At 53.7% G+C, this 21,033-nt stretch carries 19 protein-coding genes; 1 reads left to right on the top strand and 18 read right to left on the bottom strand.

Annotated features, from left to right (window positions below; all coding sequences use genetic code 11):
* Positions 1-27: 27 nt before the first annotated feature.
* From AC3WT9_RS20520 to AC3WT9_RS20490, 7 genes are all read right to left on the bottom strand, one after another.
* A complete protein-coding gene (locus AC3WT9_RS20520; RefSeq protein WP_341379681.1) occupies positions 28-1,575 on the bottom strand; it encodes a DUF4127 family protein in 1,548 nt (515 codons plus the stop codon).
* A 63-nt stretch (positions 1,576-1,638) separates the two neighbouring features.
* A complete protein-coding gene (locus AC3WT9_RS20515) occupies positions 1,639-2,487 on the bottom strand; it encodes a carbohydrate ABC transporter permease (RefSeq protein ID WP_341095915.1) in 849 nt (282 codons plus the stop codon).
* Complete coding sequence (locus AC3WT9_RS20510; RefSeq protein WP_341095916.1) at positions 2,484-3,365, bottom strand: carbohydrate ABC transporter permease; 882 nt, start codon at positions 3,363-3,365, stop codon at positions 2,484-2,486. The genes AC3WT9_RS20515 and AC3WT9_RS20510 overlap by 4 nt, the downstream gene beginning before the upstream one ends.
* Before the next feature lie 73 nt (positions 3,366-3,438).
* The gene (locus AC3WT9_RS20505; protein ID WP_341095918.1) at positions 3,439-4,767 is read right to left on the bottom strand and encodes an ABC transporter substrate-binding protein; all 1,329 of its coding nucleotides are present in this window, start codon (positions 4,765-4,767) and stop codon (positions 3,439-3,441) included.
* Between the two features lie 337 nt (positions 4,768-5,104).
* Complete coding sequence (locus tag AC3WT9_RS20500; RefSeq protein WP_341379682.1) at positions 5,105-5,737, bottom strand: XTP/dITP diphosphatase; 633 nt, start codon at positions 5,735-5,737, stop codon at positions 5,105-5,107.
* 1 nt (position 5,738) lies between these two features.
* A complete protein-coding gene (gene rph, locus AC3WT9_RS20495) occupies positions 5,739-6,497 on the bottom strand; it encodes a ribonuclease PH (RefSeq protein WP_341095921.1) in 759 nt (252 codons plus the stop codon).
* Positions 6,498-6,684: 187 nt separating this feature from the next.
* Positions 6,685-7,809 (bottom strand): GerMN domain-containing protein, encoded by a 1,125-nt coding sequence (locus AC3WT9_RS20490; protein ID WP_341095923.1) that lies wholly within the window; start codon positions 7,807-7,809, stop codon positions 6,685-6,687.
* Positions 7,810-8,079: 270 nt separating this feature from the next.
* On the opposite strand from AC3WT9_RS20490, the gene AC3WT9_RS20485 reads away from it, so the two are divergent.
* Positions 8,080-8,679 (top strand): phosphatidylglycerophosphatase A family protein, encoded by a 600-nt coding sequence (locus AC3WT9_RS20485; RefSeq protein ID WP_341095926.1) that lies wholly within the window; start codon positions 8,080-8,082, stop codon positions 8,677-8,679.
* Between the two features lie 216 nt (positions 8,680-8,895).
* Here AC3WT9_RS20485 and AC3WT9_RS20480 read toward each other — a convergent pair whose 3' ends face one another.
* The 11 genes from AC3WT9_RS20480 to nifE form a co-directional block, all read right to left on the bottom strand.
* Entirely contained in the window at positions 8,896-9,900 is a 1,005-nt protein-coding gene (locus tag AC3WT9_RS20480; RefSeq protein WP_341095928.1) for an MBL fold metallo-hydrolase, read from the bottom strand.
* Between the two features lie 42 nt (positions 9,901-9,942).
* A complete protein-coding gene (locus tag AC3WT9_RS20475) occupies positions 9,943-10,677 on the bottom strand; it encodes a class I SAM-dependent methyltransferase (protein ID WP_341095931.1) in 735 nt (244 codons plus the stop codon).
* Positions 10,678-10,817: 140 nt separating this feature from the next.
* Positions 10,818-12,509: a glycoside hydrolase family 13 protein gene (locus AC3WT9_RS20470; RefSeq protein WP_341380416.1), complete on the bottom strand. Its 1,692-nt coding sequence runs from the start codon at positions 12,507-12,509 to the stop codon at positions 10,818-10,820.
* A gap of 256 nt (positions 12,510-12,765) precedes the next feature.
* Positions 12,766-13,938 (bottom strand): BclA C-terminal domain-containing protein, encoded by a 1,173-nt coding sequence (locus AC3WT9_RS20465; RefSeq protein ID WP_492407900.1) that lies wholly within the window; start codon positions 13,936-13,938, stop codon positions 12,766-12,768.
* 504 nt (positions 13,939-14,442) lie between these two features.
* Positions 14,443-15,216, bottom strand: coding sequence for a Cof-type HAD-IIB family hydrolase (locus AC3WT9_RS20460; protein WP_341380417.1), 774 nt, complete (start codon positions 15,214-15,216; stop codon positions 14,443-14,445).
* A 209-nt stretch (positions 15,217-15,425) separates the two neighbouring features.
* Entirely contained in the window at positions 15,426-16,568 is a 1,143-nt protein-coding gene (locus AC3WT9_RS20455) for a hydroxymethylglutaryl-CoA lyase-like TIM-barrel protein (protein ID WP_341379685.1), read from the bottom strand.
* Entirely contained in the window at positions 16,565-17,317 is a 753-nt protein-coding gene (locus tag AC3WT9_RS20450; RefSeq protein ID WP_341379686.1) for a HesA/MoeB/ThiF family protein, read from the bottom strand. Before AC3WT9_RS20450 ends, AC3WT9_RS20455 begins: the two co-directional genes overlap by 4 nt.
* A gap of 36 nt (positions 17,318-17,353) precedes the next feature.
* Complete coding sequence (locus AC3WT9_RS20445) at positions 17,354-17,920, bottom strand: DUF269 domain-containing protein (RefSeq protein ID WP_341379687.1); 567 nt, start codon at positions 17,918-17,920, stop codon at positions 17,354-17,356.
* Entirely contained in the window at positions 17,904-18,308 is a 405-nt protein-coding gene (gene nifX / locus AC3WT9_RS20440; protein ID WP_341379688.1) for a nitrogen fixation protein NifX, read from the bottom strand. Before nifX ends, AC3WT9_RS20445 begins: the two co-directional genes overlap by 17 nt.
* Positions 18,283-19,611, bottom strand: a complete 1,329-nt coding sequence (nifN, locus tag AC3WT9_RS20435; protein ID WP_341379689.1) for a nitrogenase iron-molybdenum cofactor biosynthesis protein NifN — start codon at positions 19,609-19,611, stop codon at positions 18,283-18,285. The genes nifX and nifN overlap by 26 nt, the downstream gene beginning before the upstream one ends.
* A complete protein-coding gene (gene nifE / locus AC3WT9_RS20430; RefSeq protein ID WP_341095947.1) occupies positions 19,601-20,965 on the bottom strand; it encodes a nitrogenase iron-molybdenum cofactor biosynthesis protein NifE in 1,365 nt (454 codons plus the stop codon). Before nifE ends, nifN begins: the two co-directional genes overlap by 11 nt.
* Between the last annotated feature and the right edge of the window lie 68 nt (positions 20,966-21,033).

Below are 21,033 nucleotides of genomic sequence, written 5' to 3'. Positions count from 1 at the left end.
CAGGGTCCCCACCCTCTCTCTAGTAGTCTATTGTTTCTTGGATTCCCCGGCTGGCACAAATCGAACGGAGAGCCCTACCTCAAACATCCGGTTCCAAGGCATGTAGCAGTCTGTAATCTCTACCTTTCCCCCGGGACCATCGATTCTTGACGCCAACTCCTGGCCCAGCCGCTGTTCAACCAGAGCCGAGACCTTTCCCCGCTGCCCGTCGAGCAGATATTTGCCGCAGCCCAGCTCCTGGATTGGACCCTCGCTAAGCTCCCCGCGGACGACTGAGCAATAGCATACATCCTCCGCATACCGGAGACCAAGGAAGTCCAAATGCTCTTTTGTGCGCCCGTAATGCAGATAGATCATAGCCTGTGAAATGACCGTCCCCAGCGTGTTGGAGCTTGTATTCCAGGCGGCATAACCTGCGAGTTCAAACAGCATTCCCTTTTCCCGCAGCATTTTGACCAGCTTCTGGTCACCGCCATTGGCATAGCCAACATCGGCAACGGCAACGGGCTTGCCTTTCTGTTTCATTATATAATTGCCGTATTCCACAAGCTCCATCAGGTTCCGGTACACATCATAGCTGAAAAAAGACTGGTGCTGCGATACCGCTTCCATCATGGTCTCTCCCGGCGTATTCAGCAGCAGCACAAGATCCGCCTCTTGGGCACTGGAAACAATCAGGCCTCCAGCGGCGGTAATCTGGTACTTCAGCGTCTCATAGAAAAAGCGGTCTTCGAACAACGGGGTGACGAATGCTCCCTGCACCGAAGACAGCCTCGGATAAATGAGCGGCACTGTTCCTGTAGTTTTATTAATCATCCGTGCCAGCAGCGTGCAGCCCACCTCGTCTGCACCGGGGTACATATAGGCTCTAAGCTCCAAATCAAGCTCCGTAATCCGCGCGCGGACCTTCTGCTGATCTTTGGCTGTATGCCCGAAGGGTGCCGAGTCATCCTGCGGGAAAATCAGGAACTCGATAATACCTTCCTTCACCAGCTCCAGCACCAGTTTATTCGCTTCAATATTAATGCTGCGCCGTGCGAGGTAATCATCCAGTATTTTCTGCGGAAGCCGGGCCTCAATCTCCGCAAGCTCCTGCAGTTCCTCTCCTGATGCGTTGCCGAGCTCCTTGCGGTGGCCAATAAAACCTTTACGGAAAATTTCCCGGCCCCAATCGGCATAATAATCCGGCTCTTCATCGGACAGGGAATACTGCGGGCAACGCATAATAAGCTGAAAGGCATAAATGACCAGCTTCGGGTGCAGCCGTTTGAGATCCCGCAGCTTATCAAGCCTTGCGGCAAGCTCCTCCAGCTGCAAGCTATGCAGTCTGGAGGGGATAATCCCTCCGTACAGCAATGTATCTAAAGCGACCACAGCACCATCCGCCTGGGAGCAGGCCTCTTCAAACCATCTCCATAATCCGTCCGCATCTCCGGGGCGCTTCTTCAGTCCCATCAGCTGCATCGGGGGACGCTGCACCTCAAAATCTGTTCCCCTAGCCAACAGAGAAGGGAACTCGTAATTGCAGGGCCGCTCATCCAGCGGCACAAATGCGATTGTGTATGAATTCGCCATTCTTACCCGCCATCCTTTCTATCTGATCATTGATTCCCTTGCAGGGTCAGCCGGTATCCGTTCTTAGCCTTTGATCGCACCTGCGATACCTTCCATATAATATTTCTGGGTAAATAGAAAGACGACAATAATAGGAATGACCGATATCATCGTCCCTGCGGCAATCCAGCCGAAGTTATACGAAAACTGGCCGTTCAGGTACGTAAGCGCGGCAGCCAGCGGATATTTCTCCGGATCATCCAGGATGACAATAGGCCACAGGAAGTTATTCCAGAACGCCATGACTTCCAGCAGCACAATGACGGCAATCCCCGGTTTGACCAGCGGCAGAACGAGCTGCCAGAAGATGCGGAGCTCTGAAGCGCCGTCCATTTTCCCTGAATCCCTAATATCCGACGGTATGCCCAGAAAGGTCTGGCGCATCAGAAAAATATTGAATACCGACACAGCAGCTGGAAGCACAACCCCCAGATAGGAATTGCCTAAGTGAAAAGCCTGAATGGTCAGATAATGCACAATCATTGCCGTGGAGGAGGGAATAATCATGGTTGCGATCAACAGGGTGAAGACGAAATTCCGGCCTTTGAAATGAAAGACTGCCAGCGGATACGCCGTCGTACTGGCCAGCAGAACATTAAACACCACCCCAAGCACAGCAATAATGACCGTATTCGTAATATAGCGCGGAAAGGACATGAACTGCCAGACCTGCACGTAGTTATCAAAGTCAATGAACGTCGGCAGAATGGCCGGCGGGCTGGAGAACACATTTCTGCCGGGCATCAGTGACACACTGAGCAGCCAGAGGAAAGGACCCATCATGAACAGGGCCAGCAAAATTAGCAGAAGGTAAATGACGGAATAACGGACTCCATTTTTCAGCTGTTTGAATGATCTGCTCGTTGTGTTCAATATGAATTCACCCCGCCTTTCCGGTTAAAGCGGAACACCAGAATGCTAAGCGCCCCTATAATAACGCTGACTATCAGACCAAGCGCGGATGCATATCCGAAGTTGAACTGCTCCAGTCCCTTTTGAAAAATATACACGCTGGAGGTCAGCGTCGAGGTTCCCGGCCCGCCTTTGGTCAGAATGTATACCTCATCGAATACCCGGACCGCCCCCATAATCGAGATCAGCGTACAGAACAGGATATGAGGTCTCAGCAAAGGAATCGTCACATTCAAAACGAGCCTCAGGGGACCCGCCCCATCCACTCTGGCCGCTTCATACAAATCTGAGGGAATACCCTGAAGACCTGCCAGATACAGCATCATGTAATAACCGAGACCCTTCCACATGGTGATGAACATCAGGACATACAATGCTGTGCTGCTGCTTGACAGCCACGAGACCTGCCCGTCGATGATTCCAGCTTGGATCAGCAGATAGTTAACCACACCATTGTTTCCCAGCAGCCAGCTCCAGATGAGCGCAACTGCAACCATCGAAGTCACAACCGGAATATAATAAGCCGCCCTGAACATCTTCACACCCGGAAGACGGCTGTTTACGAGAATAGCCATCAGAATGGAGATGACCTGAATAACCGGAACAATAAGGACATACACCAGCGAATTCCATAACGAGACGGTAAAATTGTGATCCTGAAAGGCTCTGGTGAAATTCTCAAAGCCTACATAACGAGTTTCGGCAATGACCGAATAATCGGTTAATGCAAGCGGAATTCCGTAAAGGATCGGCCAAAATGTAAAAATGGCGAGAAACACAAGGCCCGGCGTCATAAACGCCCAAGCGCTGAAAGATTCCGAACGTACCCATCTCTTCATTCGATATTCCTCCCTCCCTCTGTACTGCAGCATATAAAGGGGAGGACAGCGCCTCCCCGCATCGCTAAGCGGTTTACGAACCCTGTTTAATGATTCCGTTCACTTCTTTTTCCACTGCATCCAGCGTTTTTTTGATATCTGCCCCGTTGAGCAATATTTCCTGCAGTCCGCGGGCAAGCGCGGAGTTGATATCGGAGGCGCTTGGAACACCGACCATATAATCGGTAGCCTTATCCAAACTTTGCGATGAGACAACCTTGGCTTCCGCTTCAAGCGTGCCGTCAGATTGGGTGAAGAATGGATCCGTAATGGAAGCTTTGGATGATGGCAACGTATTAGCAACCTTGGAGAAGGCGGTCTGATTGTCCGCATTGGTCACGAAAGCCGCAAATTCAACAGCCTGCTGCGGATTCTTCGACTTTTGCGGCACAACCAGATCCATGGTATTAGAGAGCCGGAGGTTGGCTTTGCCTGTAGGCAGTTGAACCGCAATCGTGTTCGCATAGACTTCCGGCGCCGAGGTTTTGATAAAGTTGATAAAGGTCGGGCCCGACAACTGGAAGGCTACCTGTTCACCGGAGAAATACTGGATTTGCTTTGTGAAATCCGCATCTTCCTTCAGGACCACGCCTTCTTTCATTAGATCGCGCATTTGTGAGATCATGGCCTCAGCTTCCGGCGTATTGAAGGCTGCGGCTGTCTTGTCTTCATTCAGAATGGAGATTCCATCGATCGGAAACAGCTTGGATACGAGCTGCTGCGCATATCCGGCGGCTCCGGTCTTTTGATGAACCTGACGGGCCCATTCAATCAGCTCATCCCGGGTTTGCGGCGGATTGGACGGATCCAGACCGGCTTTTTCCACAAGCTTTTTATTCATGAACAGAACTTCAGTGCCTGTATACCACGGAAGTGCATAGGCCTTGCCGTCAAACACGGTAGAGTTGTAGATCCCTTCAAAATAAGAACCTGCTTCTTCCGCTGTAAGATGATCCGCAAGATTCAGCAAAGCACCTTTGCTTCCCAGCTGGCTCGCGAATTCTGTGTTCAGATTAACTACATCGGGGCTTTTGCCGCTGGCTGTGCTCGTCAGCAGCCGTTGTGAGATGGCATCGTAAGGATAGTCTTTCCATTCAATCGTTACACCGGGGTGACTTTCCTCGTATTTCGCAATCAGATCATTGAAATAATCATTGAAGGTGGGCTGAAGGGCAATCGTCCAAAATTCCAATGTGACAGGCTCCGATTTGGGAGTATCGGTCTGTTCAGCAGAAGGTTCTGCCCCATTCGCAGATGTGGTTGGAGCAGGAGCATTCCCATTCCCTCCACAGCCGGCCAGCAGCATAGACAGCGCCATCACGACTAGCAGTGACAGAATAAAGCCTGATCTGTTTGTTCTCACACAAAATCCCCCTTGATAGTGGTATAAGACGAGAGCCTCAATCATGTTACCTTTTCTCACTCAGCCCTCTCTTTATTAGGAGTATAGCAGATAAAAGAGAAATAATGAAGTATTTTTTCATAAAAATAAATAAAAAAGAAATAATCTTTCTTTTTGGTGTAAACGGTTTCAAATATAGATATATCAGGGTAATAATAAACCAACCTGTCTGCAAAATTCGCAGACAGGTTGGTTTCACTTAACGTATAGGAGAAATTTATTCTTGCGACATTTTTCACCGCATGTCAATTTACCTGCCGCAATGTTTCGAATCAGCAATAATTTGTCCTGCTGGCTCTTACTGGCGGGAAGCCGTAAGCTTCTCGGTCAGCAGCCGCAGCGCCATCCCCCGGTGGCTGATCTGCTGTTTCTCTTCCAGCGTCAGCTCTGCCATTGTTTTCTCAAATTCCGGCAGATAAAAGAGCGGATCATAGCCGAACCCCCCGCCCCCGGCAGGCTCAGAGGTAATCCAGCCCTCTACCCTGCCTTCAGCGGTAAGCTCTTGTCCATTTGCAGGATCGTACAGCGACAACGCGCAGACGAACCGGGCCGTGCTGAGCAGCGGCTGGCCGGTATCCTCCCCCTGCTTCAGTTCTTCCAGCTCGTTCAGCAGCTTAAGGTTATTCTCACCGTCCTCTGCGCCTTCACCCGCATAACGTGCCGAGTAGACCCCCGGCCTGCCGTCAATGGCATCCACACAAAGACCGGAATCATCCGCCAGAACGGGCAGTCCCAAGGCATCGCCTACGGCTTTTGCCTTTTTCAGCGCATTTTCGGCAAAAGTAACCCCGTCTTCCACTACATCAGGCAGAGCGGGATAATCGAACATACTTTTGACCTCCAGCCCAAGCGGGGCAAAAGCATGCTGGAATTCGCGCACCTTGCCTTTATTTTTCGTCGCAACAATCAGAATTCCGCTGGCGGTCTTCATACTACACCTCTTGGCCTGGCAGGCCGGACGGTATTTTGAGGGCGATGGGGCCAAGCACTTCTTTTTGCACAGCGATCAGCTCGTAAATCCCCTTCTCGCCCAGGCCCAGCAGCTGGTCCAGCTCCTGGCGGGTGAACGGCCGCTCTTCCCCGGTGCCCTGCACCTCCACAAATGCGCCTCCGCCCGTCATAACCACATTCATATCGACCTTGGCTTTGGAATCCTCTTCATAGTTCAAATCCAGCAGCGTTTTGTCGCCAACCACACCGACGCTGATTGCCGCCAGATAGTCCGTAATCGGGAATACGCTCAGCTTGTGCTGGAGCGCAATTTTGTTGATCGCAAAGGCCATGGCTACAAAAGCACCCGTAATCGAAGCCGTCCGTGTGCCTCCGTCCGCTTGAATGACATCGCAGTCCAGCGTAATGCTGCGCTCGCCGAGCGCCTGCAAATTAACAACAGAACGCAGCGCCCGGCCAATCAGACGCTGAATTTCCATCGTCCGCCCGGTAAGCTTGCCGCGCGCCGCTTCACGCTGGTTGCGTGTCTGCGTGGCCCGTGGAAGCATGGAATATTCGGCGGTCACCCATCCCTTACCCTGTCCTTTAAGAAATGGCGGGACCTTCTCGTCCACTGTTGCCGTACAGATAACTTTGGTGTCCCCCATCTCAATGATTACGGAACCCTCCGCATATTTATTCGTTTGGGTTGTTATTGTCAGCGGCCGGAGCCCGTCGTCGTTACGTCCGTTTGATCTCATGTTTTCTGCCTCCTGCATCTTTGGGTAGCTAAAGTTTGTGTGCTTCCTGCCGGAAATCACTTCAAATCGTTGATTTCCGCAGAAACGGATAACACCCCGGTTAAGGACGTTATCCGTTTCTGCTTGGCAAACTTTATTCTACCAAAGAGTAGACACAAAAGCATCTTTTCAGCCAGCCGGACGCATTTTATAACGGCAGCTCGTTCACATATTCCGGAGCGGAAACCGGCTTGCCGTAATCAACATTATTGCTTCCGGTGACGGTCTCCTTGCCGTTCAGGCGAATCTGGACGGGAGCATCCTCGGCATTTTGCGCGACTGTCAGCACTACGGATTCCAGAAATTCATTAGGAACATTTTTGCTGTCCGCAAACATATCGTCGGTCAAAGAGACTGTAACCACACCATTCTGCCCCGCTTTCACCGAGTCGAGCACGGTTTCCTGGGTCATTACCATCTCCAGGCCGTTTCCGGATTCCGGTCCGGCAATCAGTTCGTTCAAGGCTGCTTTCAGCGGCTCTTCTCCGGCGGGTACAAACCGGGTCACGGGCACATAATACTGATGAACGCCATCAGGGGTTGCAGCGGAAAAATAAACCGTAACTGCGCTGGAATTCATCAGCGGTGTTCCATGCTTCGGCAGATTAATGCCCATGCTGCGTGTCAGCGCGCGGTCCAGCGGGATGCCGAGCAGCGGCATTTCCGTCAATTTCTTGCCTTCAACCCAGAGCTGCACGCCCTTAATGCCCTCCTGGCCGGTTAATGTCCAGGTAATTGCTTCGAGAATTTTGCGCTCCTCCAGCGGATCGTAGTCGTTAAAGGTTGAGTTGAACTCTACAACGGCCAGCTTATCTTTATCCACGGATACACTCTTTACTTCCGTACCGGCAGGAAGCACACCCTGAAAACCTTCCGGCAAAGACGAGGCGTAGGCTCCCTTGCTGACCAGTGCCGTGAGCGAATCCTTCAGCATGGCAGAGCTCTCGCCTTTCGGCAGGCTAAGCGATACAGGGGCAAGCAATCCGTTGCCATCTTCGAGAAAGACGGTTGTCCGCTCCCCGGTCTCTGCCGGTGCGGCTGCTTCGGCATCCTTATCAGCTACAGCTTCTTTTTCTTCCGCGGCAACCGGTGCGAATACCCCGGAATCCAGCTCGGTGGTTCCGCTGACCTCCAGCATTTGCGCCTCCACTTCTCCCGGCGGCGGATCAACCGCTGCCGACTCTGAGCCAAACAGACCGCAGCCGGACAGTGCAAGTGGAACCGTCAGCAGACAAACCGCCGAAAGATTGCGGATTTGCTTCATATGTTTCATCAATAATTACCCCTTTCAAGGTTAATACCAGATTGTACTGCTATGTATACGAGCCCTCTGTCCAAAAAATAACAACAGCTTATCCTAAATTATTGGCCGGAAAGTAATTGTCAGGGAAATCACTATACTTCCACTTCACAGAAATGGTGCACCTGCTGGACATTGACTGCCAGAATCTGTACAATCTCACTACCTTCAGATTTTTACGAAGGACAGAAAAAGAAATGATAACAGGCAATAAAACTACTACTTACTATGAGGTGACAGATGATGGCTGATGCAAAAATCCCTTACAGTCTCAACAGCAAGGCCGTTGCGGAAGCAACTAAAGTCTGGATGCAAAAACGCGGAGTGACCGTTACGGAAATTGCGGAGCTGGTCATGCTCCTGCAAAAAAACTATTATCCGAATCTGACGATGGAGGAATGCGTCCATAACGTTGAGATGGTACTGAGCAAACGTGAAGTGCAGAATGCGGTGCTGACCGGCATCCAGCTGGATGTACTGGCAGAGGAAGGCAAGCTGCTTACCCCGCTGCAGGACATGATTGAGAACGATGAAGGATTGTACGGCGTCGATGAAATCCTCGCTTTTTCCATCGTGAATGTGTACGGAAGCATCGGCTTCACCAATTATGGTTACGTAGATAAACTGAAGCCCGGCGTGCTCGAACGGCTCAATGACAAAACGACCGGAGAAATCCATACGTTCTTGGATGACATCGTAGGTGCTGTAGCCGCTGCTGCCAGCAGCCGTATCGCCCACCGGAAACAAGCCGAACGCGAACAGGAGCTTGGCCTGCCCCATGCACCCGAGGATGTTGAAGAAGCCGCCAAGAAACCAGCGGCTGGCAGCGATTTGCCGGAGTAAGGATCAGGGATTAATTCAAGATCCCTTGGGAACAGCAGCAACTATAATAAGCCATGCCACAGTGCAGCGGAAATATCGCGCTCACTCTGTGTCATGGCTTTAAGTATTGCTCTCTATTTGCTTTGTTGCGCTATTGCTTGCTTATTCCCGTCAGCCCCGCCCTCTTCACTCCGCGAGCGCGGCAATATCCCGCCGCCGCTTGAGCTTGAAGCGGCTCTACGGGTTCAGAGCAGCGAACAACGTGCTGCCGCCCGTCCCGGGAGCCGGCTCTATGACTGCCGCCCGCTCCCGGCGCACCAGCTCGGCGAGATGCGCCAGCGTCTCGCCCATGGCAAAGCGCAGCTGATGCGCGCTGGTTACACGGCTGCGGAACATAGCCTCGCAGACGGCGAATCCGCTCAGCGGGCCGTCCGCCAGCAGGGCGGCTGTGGCATCCAGCCGCTCCTCGTGATGGCGGAGCAGGCTGTCAAGCCGCTCCGCAAAGCCGGCGAACGGTTCCCGGTGCCCCGGGAACGCCATCGCCACCGGGTAGCTGTGCAGCGCGCGCAGCCCCTCCATGAACGTCAGCAGCGGCTGCGGATCACTGCCGGGCTGCAGGCTGACATTGGGCGAGATTTGCGGCAGCACAGCATCGCCGCAGAGCATAAGCCCGCTGCCGCCGTGATAAAACGACACATGTCCCGGCGCATGCCCGCCGGTAACCAGCGGCTGCCACTCACGGTCCCCCATCGGAAAAGGGGTGGCAGCATTTATATAAGTAACCTCCGGCTGCGGGGTTACCTCGGGAAGGAAGCCCTCCAGATGCTCCCTGATCCCCTGAATCAAAGACTCCGGCATCCCATGCCGGAGGAACTGGAGCGGCAGCGTCTCGTTCAGAGTGGCCTCTGCTCCCCAGGTCATCCGGGCTTCCGCATGAGCCCGTTCCGATATCCACACCTTGCTGCCGCTGCGGGCTTGCATCCAGCCGGCCAGTCCGTAATGGTCAGGATGATGGTGTGTGACGACAACACTGCGCACCTTGTCCCAAGAGAAACCCAGCTCCTGCATAACCTCCTGCCAAGCCAGCTCCGCCTCAAGCGTATGCGGGCCGGGGTCGATCACCGTAAGGTTGCCGTCCCGGTCTGGCAATAGATAGCTGTTCACCTGGCGCAGCGGCGGGGCCATCGGCACCGAAATCTGGATAATGCCGCTGTCCCTTATCTTGATTTCCGGCTTTCGCATGGAATCTTCGCCGCCTCCTCTAAGTCTTCTTCCCGAAACCATCTAAGTCCGGGTCCCCCGGAAGATCATCCGGGTTGAGCTTTCTGCATCATAGTCGCTTTCATCGTAGCAGCCATGCACAGCTTCGAGGCGCAGTTCTGCGGCTGCGATCATCTTGCTGAACTGTTCCAGCGAATAGAGCTTTACCCGTTCATGGTAGCCGCGGGGCGTCTGATCTGTTTTGGAGGTAAGAATGATGTCTTTCATCACATAACCGTTTTCGATCCGGCGTGACTCATCTATGAGATTGTCTCCATCCTCACGAACGGAATGTGGTACAAGATGGCGGATCACATAAGCAGGGTTAAGGAAATCTATAATAAACTTGCCGCCCGGCTTAAGCATCCGGTGAATTTCCCGCAGCACCTTCACCTGTTCCTCATCCTCCTCAAAATAACCGAAGGAAGTAAACAGGTTAACCACTGCGTCAAAACCGCCATCCAGCGGCAGCTTCCGCATATCGGAGCGTATCCAGGTCACCGATCCGGCCCCCTTCTGGGAACGCGCCTCCCTCAGCAACGCCTCGGATAAATCTACACCGGTAACCTCGTACCCGGCCTCCGAGAGTGCCAGCGAATGACGCCCCATCCCGCAGCAGAGATCCAGCACTTTGGCGCCATGGGGAAGCGCAAGCCAGTCGATCATCTTTTCCACTTCGCGGCGTGCCCCTCCGAAGTCCCTGTGTCTGTAGACAATTAAATAGTCTTCTCCAAAGCTCTCTTCATACCACTCACTCATGATTTCTCTCCTCCCTCAGCACCTGCAAAAACCTCTCTATTTATGCTAATGTACCGCCATTGTAACCCCTTTTGCCGGCAAACTCAAAAAAGAGTCGCCATTTCGCCATACTTCCCGCGCCATGGCAACTCTCTGCTATTTCAACGTTGACGCTGCAGATATACCCTTGCCTCATAAGGACGAAGCTTCAGGTTTCTTAGATCTTCCTCTTTGGAAGGGGCATAATTGGAGATCAGCAGCTCCAGCTTCTCCGGCTGGAATTCACCCGGAAGCTCGAACACCGGCTCCTGGCCATAAAAATTCAAAATCACCAGCAGCCGCTGCTCCTCCAGCGTACGGGTATAGACATAAATCTCCGGATGCTCCTCCAGCAACAGTCCATATTCACCATAAACGATCACCTGATGATTTTTCCGCAGCTCAATCAGCTTTTTATAGTAGTTAAAAATCGAATCAGGGTCTTTGACTGCACTAGCCGCATTTATCTCCTTGAAATTGGAGTTCACTCTGATCCAAGGCACACCGGTGGTGAAGCCCCCTTCTTCTTCATCATCCCACTGCATCGGCGTGCGGGCATTGTCCCGGCTTTTTTTGTGTATGGCGGCCATAATGTCGGCTTCAGGTACGCCGTTTGAACGCTTTTCCTCATAATAATTGAGTGTCTCCACATCCCGGTATTCGTCGATTGATTCAAAAGCCACATTCGTCATGCCGATTTCTTCGCCCTGATAAATGTAAGGCGTACCCTCCAGCATATGAATAAAGGTGGCCAGCATTTTGGCCGAAGGAACACGATAGTAGAGATCGTCGCCAAACCTCGATACCGAACGCGGCTGGTCATGATTGCATAAATAATTGGCGTTCCAGCCCCGGTCATGCAGGACGGTCTGCCAGTTGCTGATGATTTTTTTGAGCTCCGTCAGGCGCCAGGGAACCACGTCCCACTTCCCTCCCCCTGGCGAGGCGGCATCCAGATTCATATGTTCAAACTGAAAGGTCATGTTCAGCTCCCGGCGTCCGTCACCGACATAATCCAGCGCCTGCTCCGGCCCAAGGCCCGAGGTTTCACCAACCGTCATAATATCGTAGAAGTAGAGCACCCGATCGTGCAGATTCTGCAGCAGCGTGTGCACATCCGACAGGTTAGAGAACATATCATAGGCGCGCACCGTCGGCGTTCCGCCCGGATTATGCGCATCAGGGTAACCCTCCGCCTTCACGATGTGGGCGATCGCGTCAAACCGGAACCCGTCGACCCCTTTTTTCAGCCACCACTGCACCATTTCATGCAGCTTGTCGATTACCACGGGATTTTCCCAGTTCAGATCCGGCTGATATTTGGAATACAGATGGAGATAATACTCGTCCGTCACCGGATCCAGCTCCCAGACCGTACCGCTGAAATACGATTCCCAGTTGTTTGGCGGACCGCCGTTTTTGCCTTTTCTCCATATATAAAAATCCCGTTTGGGATTATCCTTCGAGCTTCGCGATTCAATAAACCACGAATGCTGATGGGAGGTATGATTCAGCACCAGATCCATCATCAGCTTCATGCCGCGCGAATGCATCTCACTGAGCAGCCGGTCAAAATCATCCATCGTCCCGAATTCCTTCATAATGTCGCAGTAATCACTAATATCATAGCCATTGTCATGGTTTGGTGATTTATAGATCGGACACACCCAGATGACATCGACACCCAGATTCTGCAGGTAATCGAGCTTGGAAATAATCCCGCGCAGATCGCCTATGCCGTCACCGTTGCTGTCCATGAAACTGATCGGATAAATCTGGTACACGACGCTTTCTTTCCACCATTTAGGGTTCACTCCGGTTCCCTCCGCTTCCTTCAATTCCTGTAGTTTAAGATCCTGATCTCCGGCGAAACCGGCGGGGCTTCGTCCGGACATATTAATATATCTTAACCACACTGGAGGAAGACGATAACAACTTCCACTGTAAAACGCAGGTCTCTGTCCGCAAACCTCTACTGTTATGTGAATTAAAAAAGGTGAAAAGCTCCTTCCGGAAGTCTTCCCACCCTTTTATCGAACTGTATCGTCCGGATATACGGTTTATGAAATCCTAACTCAATTGCTTAATCACAATAGATGCATTCACGTTGGCTTGCGTGCCTCCAGCCAACGTCTGCAGCGTGACTGCTGCGGACGAGCTGTGATTTCTCAGGGTTAATACATCGCCGGAAGAAAGGGCGAATATGGCCTGCCCCGTGTTCTGCTGCGTGCCCGCACCTGAGCCGTACACAGTGCCCGGAACGAGCGCGCCGTTTACGAATAAGGCAAATTGATTTGGTTCTACACCTGATACTGAAAAATTAACTTCATAAATACCTGCATTCGCAACCGAGATTGTAGTCGTTCCCGGAGCATGTGTTATTCCAGGTGTAAGGAACCCGTTGGTATCAAAAGAAACATCCGCCTCGATCGGCACAACCTGCGCTCCGAGGTTATACACATACCCGAACTGGGCTATACCGCCTGCGGCACCCGTTGCACCCGTTGCTCCTGCTGGGCCCGCTGCGCCGGCCGCTCCTGTCGCTCCGGTGGCACCCGCTGGTCCAGCAGGTCCTGCCGGTCCGGCCACTCCGGCGGGTCCCACTGCGCCTGCGGCTCCCGTTGGACCTACAGGTCCCGGGGCTCCGCCTGGCCCTACGGGTCCGGGCGCTCCTGCGGGTCCGCCTGGTCCTACAGGTCCGGGTGGTCCTGCTACTCCGGCAGCACCTACGGGACCCGTTGGCCCTGCCGGTCCTGCCGGTCCGGCGGGTCCCGGGAGGCCTACCAACCCGGCTGCTCCCGCCGGGCCAAGGGCACCGGCGGCCCCCAAGGCTCCTGCCGCTCCAGCGGCTCCCAAGGCTCCCGCTACTCCGGCAGCTCCAAGCGCTCCTGTCGCGCCAACTGCACCTAAAGCTCCGGCCGCTCCCGCAGCGCCCAACGCTCCCGCTACTCCGGCAGCACCGAGCGCTCCTGTCGCGCCAACTGCACCTAAAGCGCCAGCAGCTCCGGCGGCGCCCAAAAGTCCGGCGGCTCCGGCAGCGCCTAATGCTCCAGTCGCTCCCGCTGCCCCGAGTGCTCCGGCGGCTCCGGCGGCTGCGAGCGCTCCAGCGGCGCCTACAGCACCGAGTGCTCCAGCTACACCTGTGGCTCCCACTGCCCCTGCTGCGCCGGCGGCGCCGAGTGCTCCCGCAGCTCCGGCCGCACCTGCTGCACCTAATGCTTCTACAGCTCCTGCCGCTCCCAATGCTCCAGCGGCTCCAGCGGCACCTAATGCCCCCAAGGGAATATTAACGCGAACAATTTGCTTTTTGACGATGATTTCCTTACAGTGGCATTTTCGGTGTACTGCACATTTTGTTTTTCGATGTTTTTTTCTTGGCAAGGGGCAAGCCATATCCGGTTTCTTGCATCCCCGCTCCTTACTCCTATGCTCAGAGCGACCCATCTTCAACACCTCCAATAGACTTTATGTATACTACTCCATTCACCTATTGAAGGGCATAGACATCCGTCTCGTAGGCAATTATATATTTTTGCGTTTACTAGGTATTTGTACTAGATGGACAAACCGATTTCACCTATACAGACGGAAAATAAGTTTTTAGCCTTGTTACCTCCGTCTTCAGCTAATAGAATTGAACGCTCGGCGACAGCAAAAAAGGACTATTCTATTGCAGATTCCGCAATGAAAGTCCTTTAGTTTCAAACGAGATCTGTATTATTCCTTCTACCCGCAAAATTCCCTAACCTACAGCAAACCAACCATCTTTAATCCTTCATAAATTCCGTTCTCACTGACATGCTTGGTGACATAAGGAGCCACGGCCTTAACCTCATCCTCCGCATTGCCCATCGCGATGCCATGACCGACAAATTGCAGCATCTCTACATCGTTGAGGCCATCGCCAAAAGCATAAATATCTTCCTTCTTCACTCCGAGATGCTTCATCATTTGGGCAATGCCGTTAGCCTTCGAGCCGTTGCCCGGCAGAACATCCATACAGAGCGGATGCCAACGGATAAATTTGAAGCCGGGGTAGGCTTCCGCGTACATCTCCTGGCTCTCCTTCGGGCAAAAGATCAGCGCCTGATAAATTTCATTCAGCAGAAAATACTCCGCATCATGCGTCGGAAAGGCCAAATTCAACGATCCTAAGCTTGTCTGAATATACTCATGCTCCGCAACATTCACCTTCATGTCAAGGGCATCAATATAGGCTACCGGGTGATCCTGCTTCTCGGCGAACAGCGTAAGCTCCTTCAAGGCAGCCGTATCCAGCGGATTGCGGTAAATCACTTCCCCCTCAAAAACAACATATTGTCCGTTAAGCGAAACATACGAATGGATCCCCAGCTCTTCCCGCAGATCCTCAAACATGTAGGAGGCCCTCCCTGTCGCGATGGCCACATGATGGCCCAGCCGCTTAAGCTCAGCGATGGCTTTCTTTGTGGAAGCAGGCACCTGCTTCTCCTCATCATAAATCGTACCGTCAATATCAAAAAAAATCGTCTTTGTTGTCATGACTCTCCATTCTTCTTGCATTCTCTATGAATCCATCCTGCTCAGATTGTAGTTGCTTACAGTAAGCTATGCAAGTTTTCAACAATAAACACAGCTTTTTTCACGGCACAGAGCGTTCTGAACAAGAATACTCGCCAAAAAAAGCAAGCAGTGTTCCGCCTCCACCAAGGAAGCGGAATGCTGCTTGCTTCATCACTTACTCCAGGTGCTCAAACCGCATTCTGGGCCCGCTGCTGTTCCTCCATCAGCCACTGCATCAGCAAATACTCCGGAACAGTGTCTTTTCTGGCTTCCGCGTATACGCGGACCCGTTCCAGCAAACGCCCCGCCGTGTCGGCGTTCACCTCAAGTCCTCTCTGTTCCAGCACATGGACTACACCATTGCTTCCAGAATGCTTGCCCAGCACGAAGCGGTGCGTCCGCCCCACCTCTGCAGGATCAAAGGTCTGATACGTACTTTTCTCCTTCATCAGCCCGTCCACATGGATTCCTGACTCATGCGTAAATGCCAGCTGCCCCACAATCGGCTTCGCATCGCCGACACTGCGCCCGGAGGCGGCAATAACCTTATCCGCCAAACCCTTGAGCAGCTCCATCCGTACACCGCTCTCCCCGCCGTACAAATGCCGCCAGGCCATGGCGACTTCCTCCATGGCCGCGTTGCCCGTACGTTCGCCAATGCCGGCTACGGTGGTGCTGGCCCAAACCGCACCTGCGGCAATGCCGCTAAGTGTGTTGGCGCATGCCAGCCCGAAGTCATTGTGGCAGTGCACTTCCAGCTCCACATCTGCGGGAACCGCCCCCAGCAGCGTGCTTACCCGCTCCGTCATCTGCCCGGGATAATGGGCAGATACCGTATCCGCATAACGGAACCAGCGGATTCCTTCTTTATACAGGCTGTTCACCAATTCAACCAGGAATTCCATATTCGCTCTGGAGGAGTCCTCCATCCCTACCGACACCGTCATCCCCAGCCTGAGCCCATGCTCCGCCGCACGAAGCAGCTTGTTCAGCCCTTCAGCCGGCGTCAGCCCAAGCTTGCCCTGAAGCTGAATCTCTGAGACCGGAATGGACACATGGCTCCAGTTCACTCCGGTACTGCGCGCCTTGTCGATATCGCCAAGGACCGAGCGGTTCCAGGTCATAAGCTTCATGGGAAGCCCCAGTTCGGCGATTGCCGCAATATCCTCCTGCTCCCGCTTGCCCATGGCAGGAATACCTACCTCCGCTTGCTCTACTCCGCACTCCGACAGCAACTTTGCGATTTCCAGCTTTTCCGCCCTCGTGAATGAAACTCCAGCCGCCTGTTCACCATCCCTAAGTGTCGTGTCACATAGCTTGAGACTTTTCACGGTTTACCTCCTTCTCCGCAGCAAGCGCAATTCGGATTACGGGTAAGCCCAACGCTGTAACAGGCGAAGTCGAGTGAGCTGAAGCGATGCATTACGCCCGCATAAGTTGTCCCTACCCTTGTAATCCATTTTACGGCTTCCAGTGCTGCCAAACAACCCGCAATTCCGGACGTAGCTCCCAAAACTGGAAACCCGAACGGTTCCCACTGCGGCTGCAGATCTGGATATAGGCATTCCAGGCAAGGCGTTTCCCCGGGAACAACAGTGGTAAGCGAAATTTCAAAGCCGTACATCGCAGCTTCCACCATAGGCGTCCCGGTATCCACACAAATGCGGTTCAACGCATATCTCTCCGGAAAATCATAGCGGGCGTCAATCACAATATCGGCGCTCTCTACCCAGGGTTTGGCAATTTCATATTCAATTTTGGAATTATGCCCTTCGATCTCCACATGTGGATTCAGCCGCTTCAGCTGCGCTTTCGCTGTGCTTATCCGTTCCATGCCCAGGTGATCGCTGTCCATAAGAATCTGCCGGTTGAGATCCGGTGCAAGGATGATTCCCTCATGGGCCAAAATAAGCTTGCCGACGCCAGCCGCTGCCAAATACAGTGCGGCCGTTCCTCCAAGTCCGCCGATTCCAGCCACCATAACCGTCGCTTCCTTCAGCGCCTGCTGTCCGCTTTCTCCAAGCAGCTTCAGCTGCCGGGCATACCGTTCCAGCTCCAAACCTCCGGCAAGCTGCTCCATCCCTGTCTCCCCCTGTGACTGATATTCATTTACTGGCTAGCCCTCCAGGCTAAGCAAACCGTGCAGGGCCGTAATTTCCTTATATTTATGCAAATAAGCCAGCCCTTCCTCCACACACTCCACCCCGTAGCGGATCAGCTTCTCTTCCGCCGTGAACGGAAAGGGGAACCCGGCCCGCAGGCTTTTGAGAACGAGGATCACGCGGCCGGTGTACAGCAGCCCGCGCCCGAAGCCTTCTCCATTAATCTCGGCGGTGCTCTGTACGATAACGCCGCTTTTTTCTTCCACCACACCGGCGATAGCCTGAAAGACGAGCGGCACCTGATGCCGCACTTCCGGAGATACAGCACAGTTGAATTCCGACTTGCTTTTATCCTCGGCGGAGGCCAGAAACTGCTTGGCGATCTTTGCCTGCGGCGTAAAGGAAGCGTATTTGCCAAAGAAGTCTTCCGTATCCAGCAGATGGCATAAACGCCGGACAAAAGCATCCGCCGTATCCGGATCCAGCGGCTTGCGGCTGGAGCGGCTGCGGCGTTGTACTGCCGCGCCTTCTTGAGCCGCTTCTCCCGACAGACTAATGTTCGTCTTAGCCATGGGTTCCATCTGCTCCCTCCCCTTCGCCTTCTTCTTCCGCCCGCAGCACCTTAGCCAGCCACATGGGCGGTTTGCCCTGAAGCATTTCCACCAGCCGTTTCACCTGCTCATCAATCGGACTGCCAAAGGGTACCTTCACCGGCATAATCTTGCGGCGGGTGACCCTCGCCGCTGCGGAGGCCCCGATCTGCATAATGAAGATCAGGGTACAATCACCTATCGCCTCCAGGCGGCTGTCGATCCTGCCCGCTTCATCTTCATTGAGCAAAGCGGGGAGCTTGCGCAGCTCCAAGAGCTCTCCGCCATTTTTGGTCACATTGTAAACAGCGAACATTGGGCTTTGCCCGAAATGGGCATTTACACGGTTTCCGTCATCTGTGGCGAACGCTACCTTCACGGCGCTCAGCCTCCCTTCGCATCAACAAATTCCCGGCTTTATTACTCCATTCCATAGCGCCCCTGTAGCCGGCCGAAACGGACATATACGCCCCAAGCTCGCTCCAGACCGGAAACCCAGCCGCCAGAAATGCAGCTTCAATACGTTCTGCTCCTGCGATCCCATGCGAATTGCTGATCCATAAATCCGCGTCTTTTCCGAGCACCTCGGCATCATCCAGATCACCTACCCATACCTCCCGCTCCATACCTGCAACAACCGGAGTTTCATAGGATGCAATCAGCGCCTTTTGTTCCATACCCAGTTCCTCAAGCCAGCTTGAGACGGAATACAGATGATCCGGCTCAAGTGCGGCCACCACCGACATTCCGGCAAATTGGAAATGCGCATCCAGCATACTGTCAAGCAGGTTCTCCCGCTGCCAGCAATAACGGAGCGGCACCGGCTCGCCGCTGATCTGATGCAGGAAATGCAGCAGATCATCTGTTGCCTTGAGCCCCATGGCTCCATTAAATACCTTGTAGGGTGTGCCCAGTGCATTGTGCAGCCTTCTGGCCGGACGTTCCATGCTGGCTCCGACGGCAATCGTCAGGCCGGACTGCAGGCTCTGCAGCATGGAATCCAGCGGCACACCGCCTCGGGTCAGCGCGGAAAACCCGGTCAGGAGATGACCGGACAGCGAGGTGGATATATCCGGTACAGCAATGACGTCAAATCCGAAGGAGGAGATCATTTCCTTCAGCTCCATCACATCTGCAGGTGTCAGAAAGGAACCCGGAAGCAGCGTAATCTGGCGGGTATTCACATTCCTCGAACCCCGGTGTCCAACCTGCTGGATCATCTCGTCGATCATCGCCTCCACTGTAGTGCTGAACCCGGACTCCAATGAGCCCCGAAAGTCGGGCAGCACGACGGAGAACGCCAGCCCGCCGCGCATATTGCGTTCCCGCTTATACATCTTGAGCAGGCTTTGGTAGTCCACTCCGGCCACATCGGTCAATTCCGTTCCCACAATGCCGATAATATCGGGCCGGTGCTTACTCAGCACAAGATTGAGCGCCTCCTCCAAATTGCGGTTAGCATCGAAAATAACATCCATTTCCTGCAGCGCCGAGGTCTGTACGGCGATTGGCTCGCGGAAATGCCGGGTAAGCAGTGCTTTGGGAAAAGCGGAACAGCCTTGGGAGCCGTGGATCAGCGGCATGGCGCGGTAGCAGCCTTGAAGGGCCAGAACAGCCCCCAGCGATTGGCCAATCTTGATCGGATTGACCGAGGCGGGCTTTTTTCTCCGGTTAACGGTCATAGGGCGGAGCCTCCTTATCCCAGGGAGCAGGACTGGACGCCAGCTTCCAGATTGGATTCGCCAGGGAATATGTCAGCTCCTTGGCCAGCCGCAGCAGCCCCTCATACCCGGCGTAAGCCTTGTGCCTCTCCTGGTTGATATCAATAAAAGGAATTTGCTCTTTCATCGCCACATACATATTGCGCCCGCCGGCGATCATGATATCAGCTTTACGTTCCCGTACAGTTTTGAGAATCCGGCCCGCACCGCCTTCCGGAATATATTCGGTGTCATCGCCCACCCGGTCGGCAATACGCCGCACATCATCCTCTGTGCTTTTGTTCGTGCCGACTCCAACCACCTGAACACCCAGTTCTTTAAGTGCGGAAATCACGGACCAGCTTTTAACGCCGCCGGTGTACAGCACCGCCTTTTTTCCTTTCAGCAGCTTGCGGTACGGACGCAAATCCATAGCCAGCCGGCTTTCTTCACGCTCGGTCAACCGGTCAACCCGGCGCTCCATTTCACGGTCATTCATCAGATACGCCATTTGGCGCAGGGAATACGTCGTTTCCTTGGCCCCGTAGAAAGAGCCCTCAAAATAAGGGATGCCATATCTCGACTCCATCTCTTTGGCAAGACCGAGCAGCGCGCGGCTGCAGACCACCATATTCACCTTGGCACGGTGCGCCCAGGTAATCTCCTTATATCTGGCATCTCCTGTAATACGCGAGGTTACGGCGATTCCGGCACTGTTCATCAGCTTCTCGATATCCCACATTTCACCGGCAATATTATATTCACCGATCAAATTGACGCCGAGCGGAGTGTCCGGCTCCGGTTCCCCTGTTCCGATCACATACTGAAGCAGAGCATCACCTGCCAGCCGGTTGCCCAGATTCTTACTGCCGACAAAACCCGGGCTGTTCACGGGAATAACAGGGATATGCAGCCGTTCTCCTGCCTCCTTGCATACAGCATCCATATCTTCGCCGATCAGAGCCGTCACACAGGTTGAATATACAAATATTGCCGGAGGCGCAAAGCGCCCGGCAATATAGTCGATACTTTCCTTCAGTTTCTTTTCCCCGCCAAAAATAATATCGGAATCATTAAGATCCGTAGCAAAGCCATACTGGGACAGAGAAGGCCCGCTGGACAACGCCCCTCTGCTCTCCCAGCTGTTCCCGGCACAGGCAATCGGACCATGGACAAGATGCGCGGCATCCATAATCGGCAGCAATGTGATTTGGGCTCCGTCGAAGGAGCAGCCTCCGGCCGCTTCACCCGGTTTGGGCCGCGGACAAGGCTTCGATTTGGGGGAGAGGCTCCCGCAAGCCTCGGAATCAAATTCGTCTTTTCGCACAGGGTCCATCGGCTCTTCATCTCCTTCGTTAAAGGTGGATGCTTACTACAGGCAATCCTGCATCTATGTGTGTTTCC

Source organism: Paenibacillus sp. EB106-06-01-XG199, from assembly GCF_058791575.1.
This window is presented reverse-complemented; position numbering and strand designations above follow the sequence as displayed.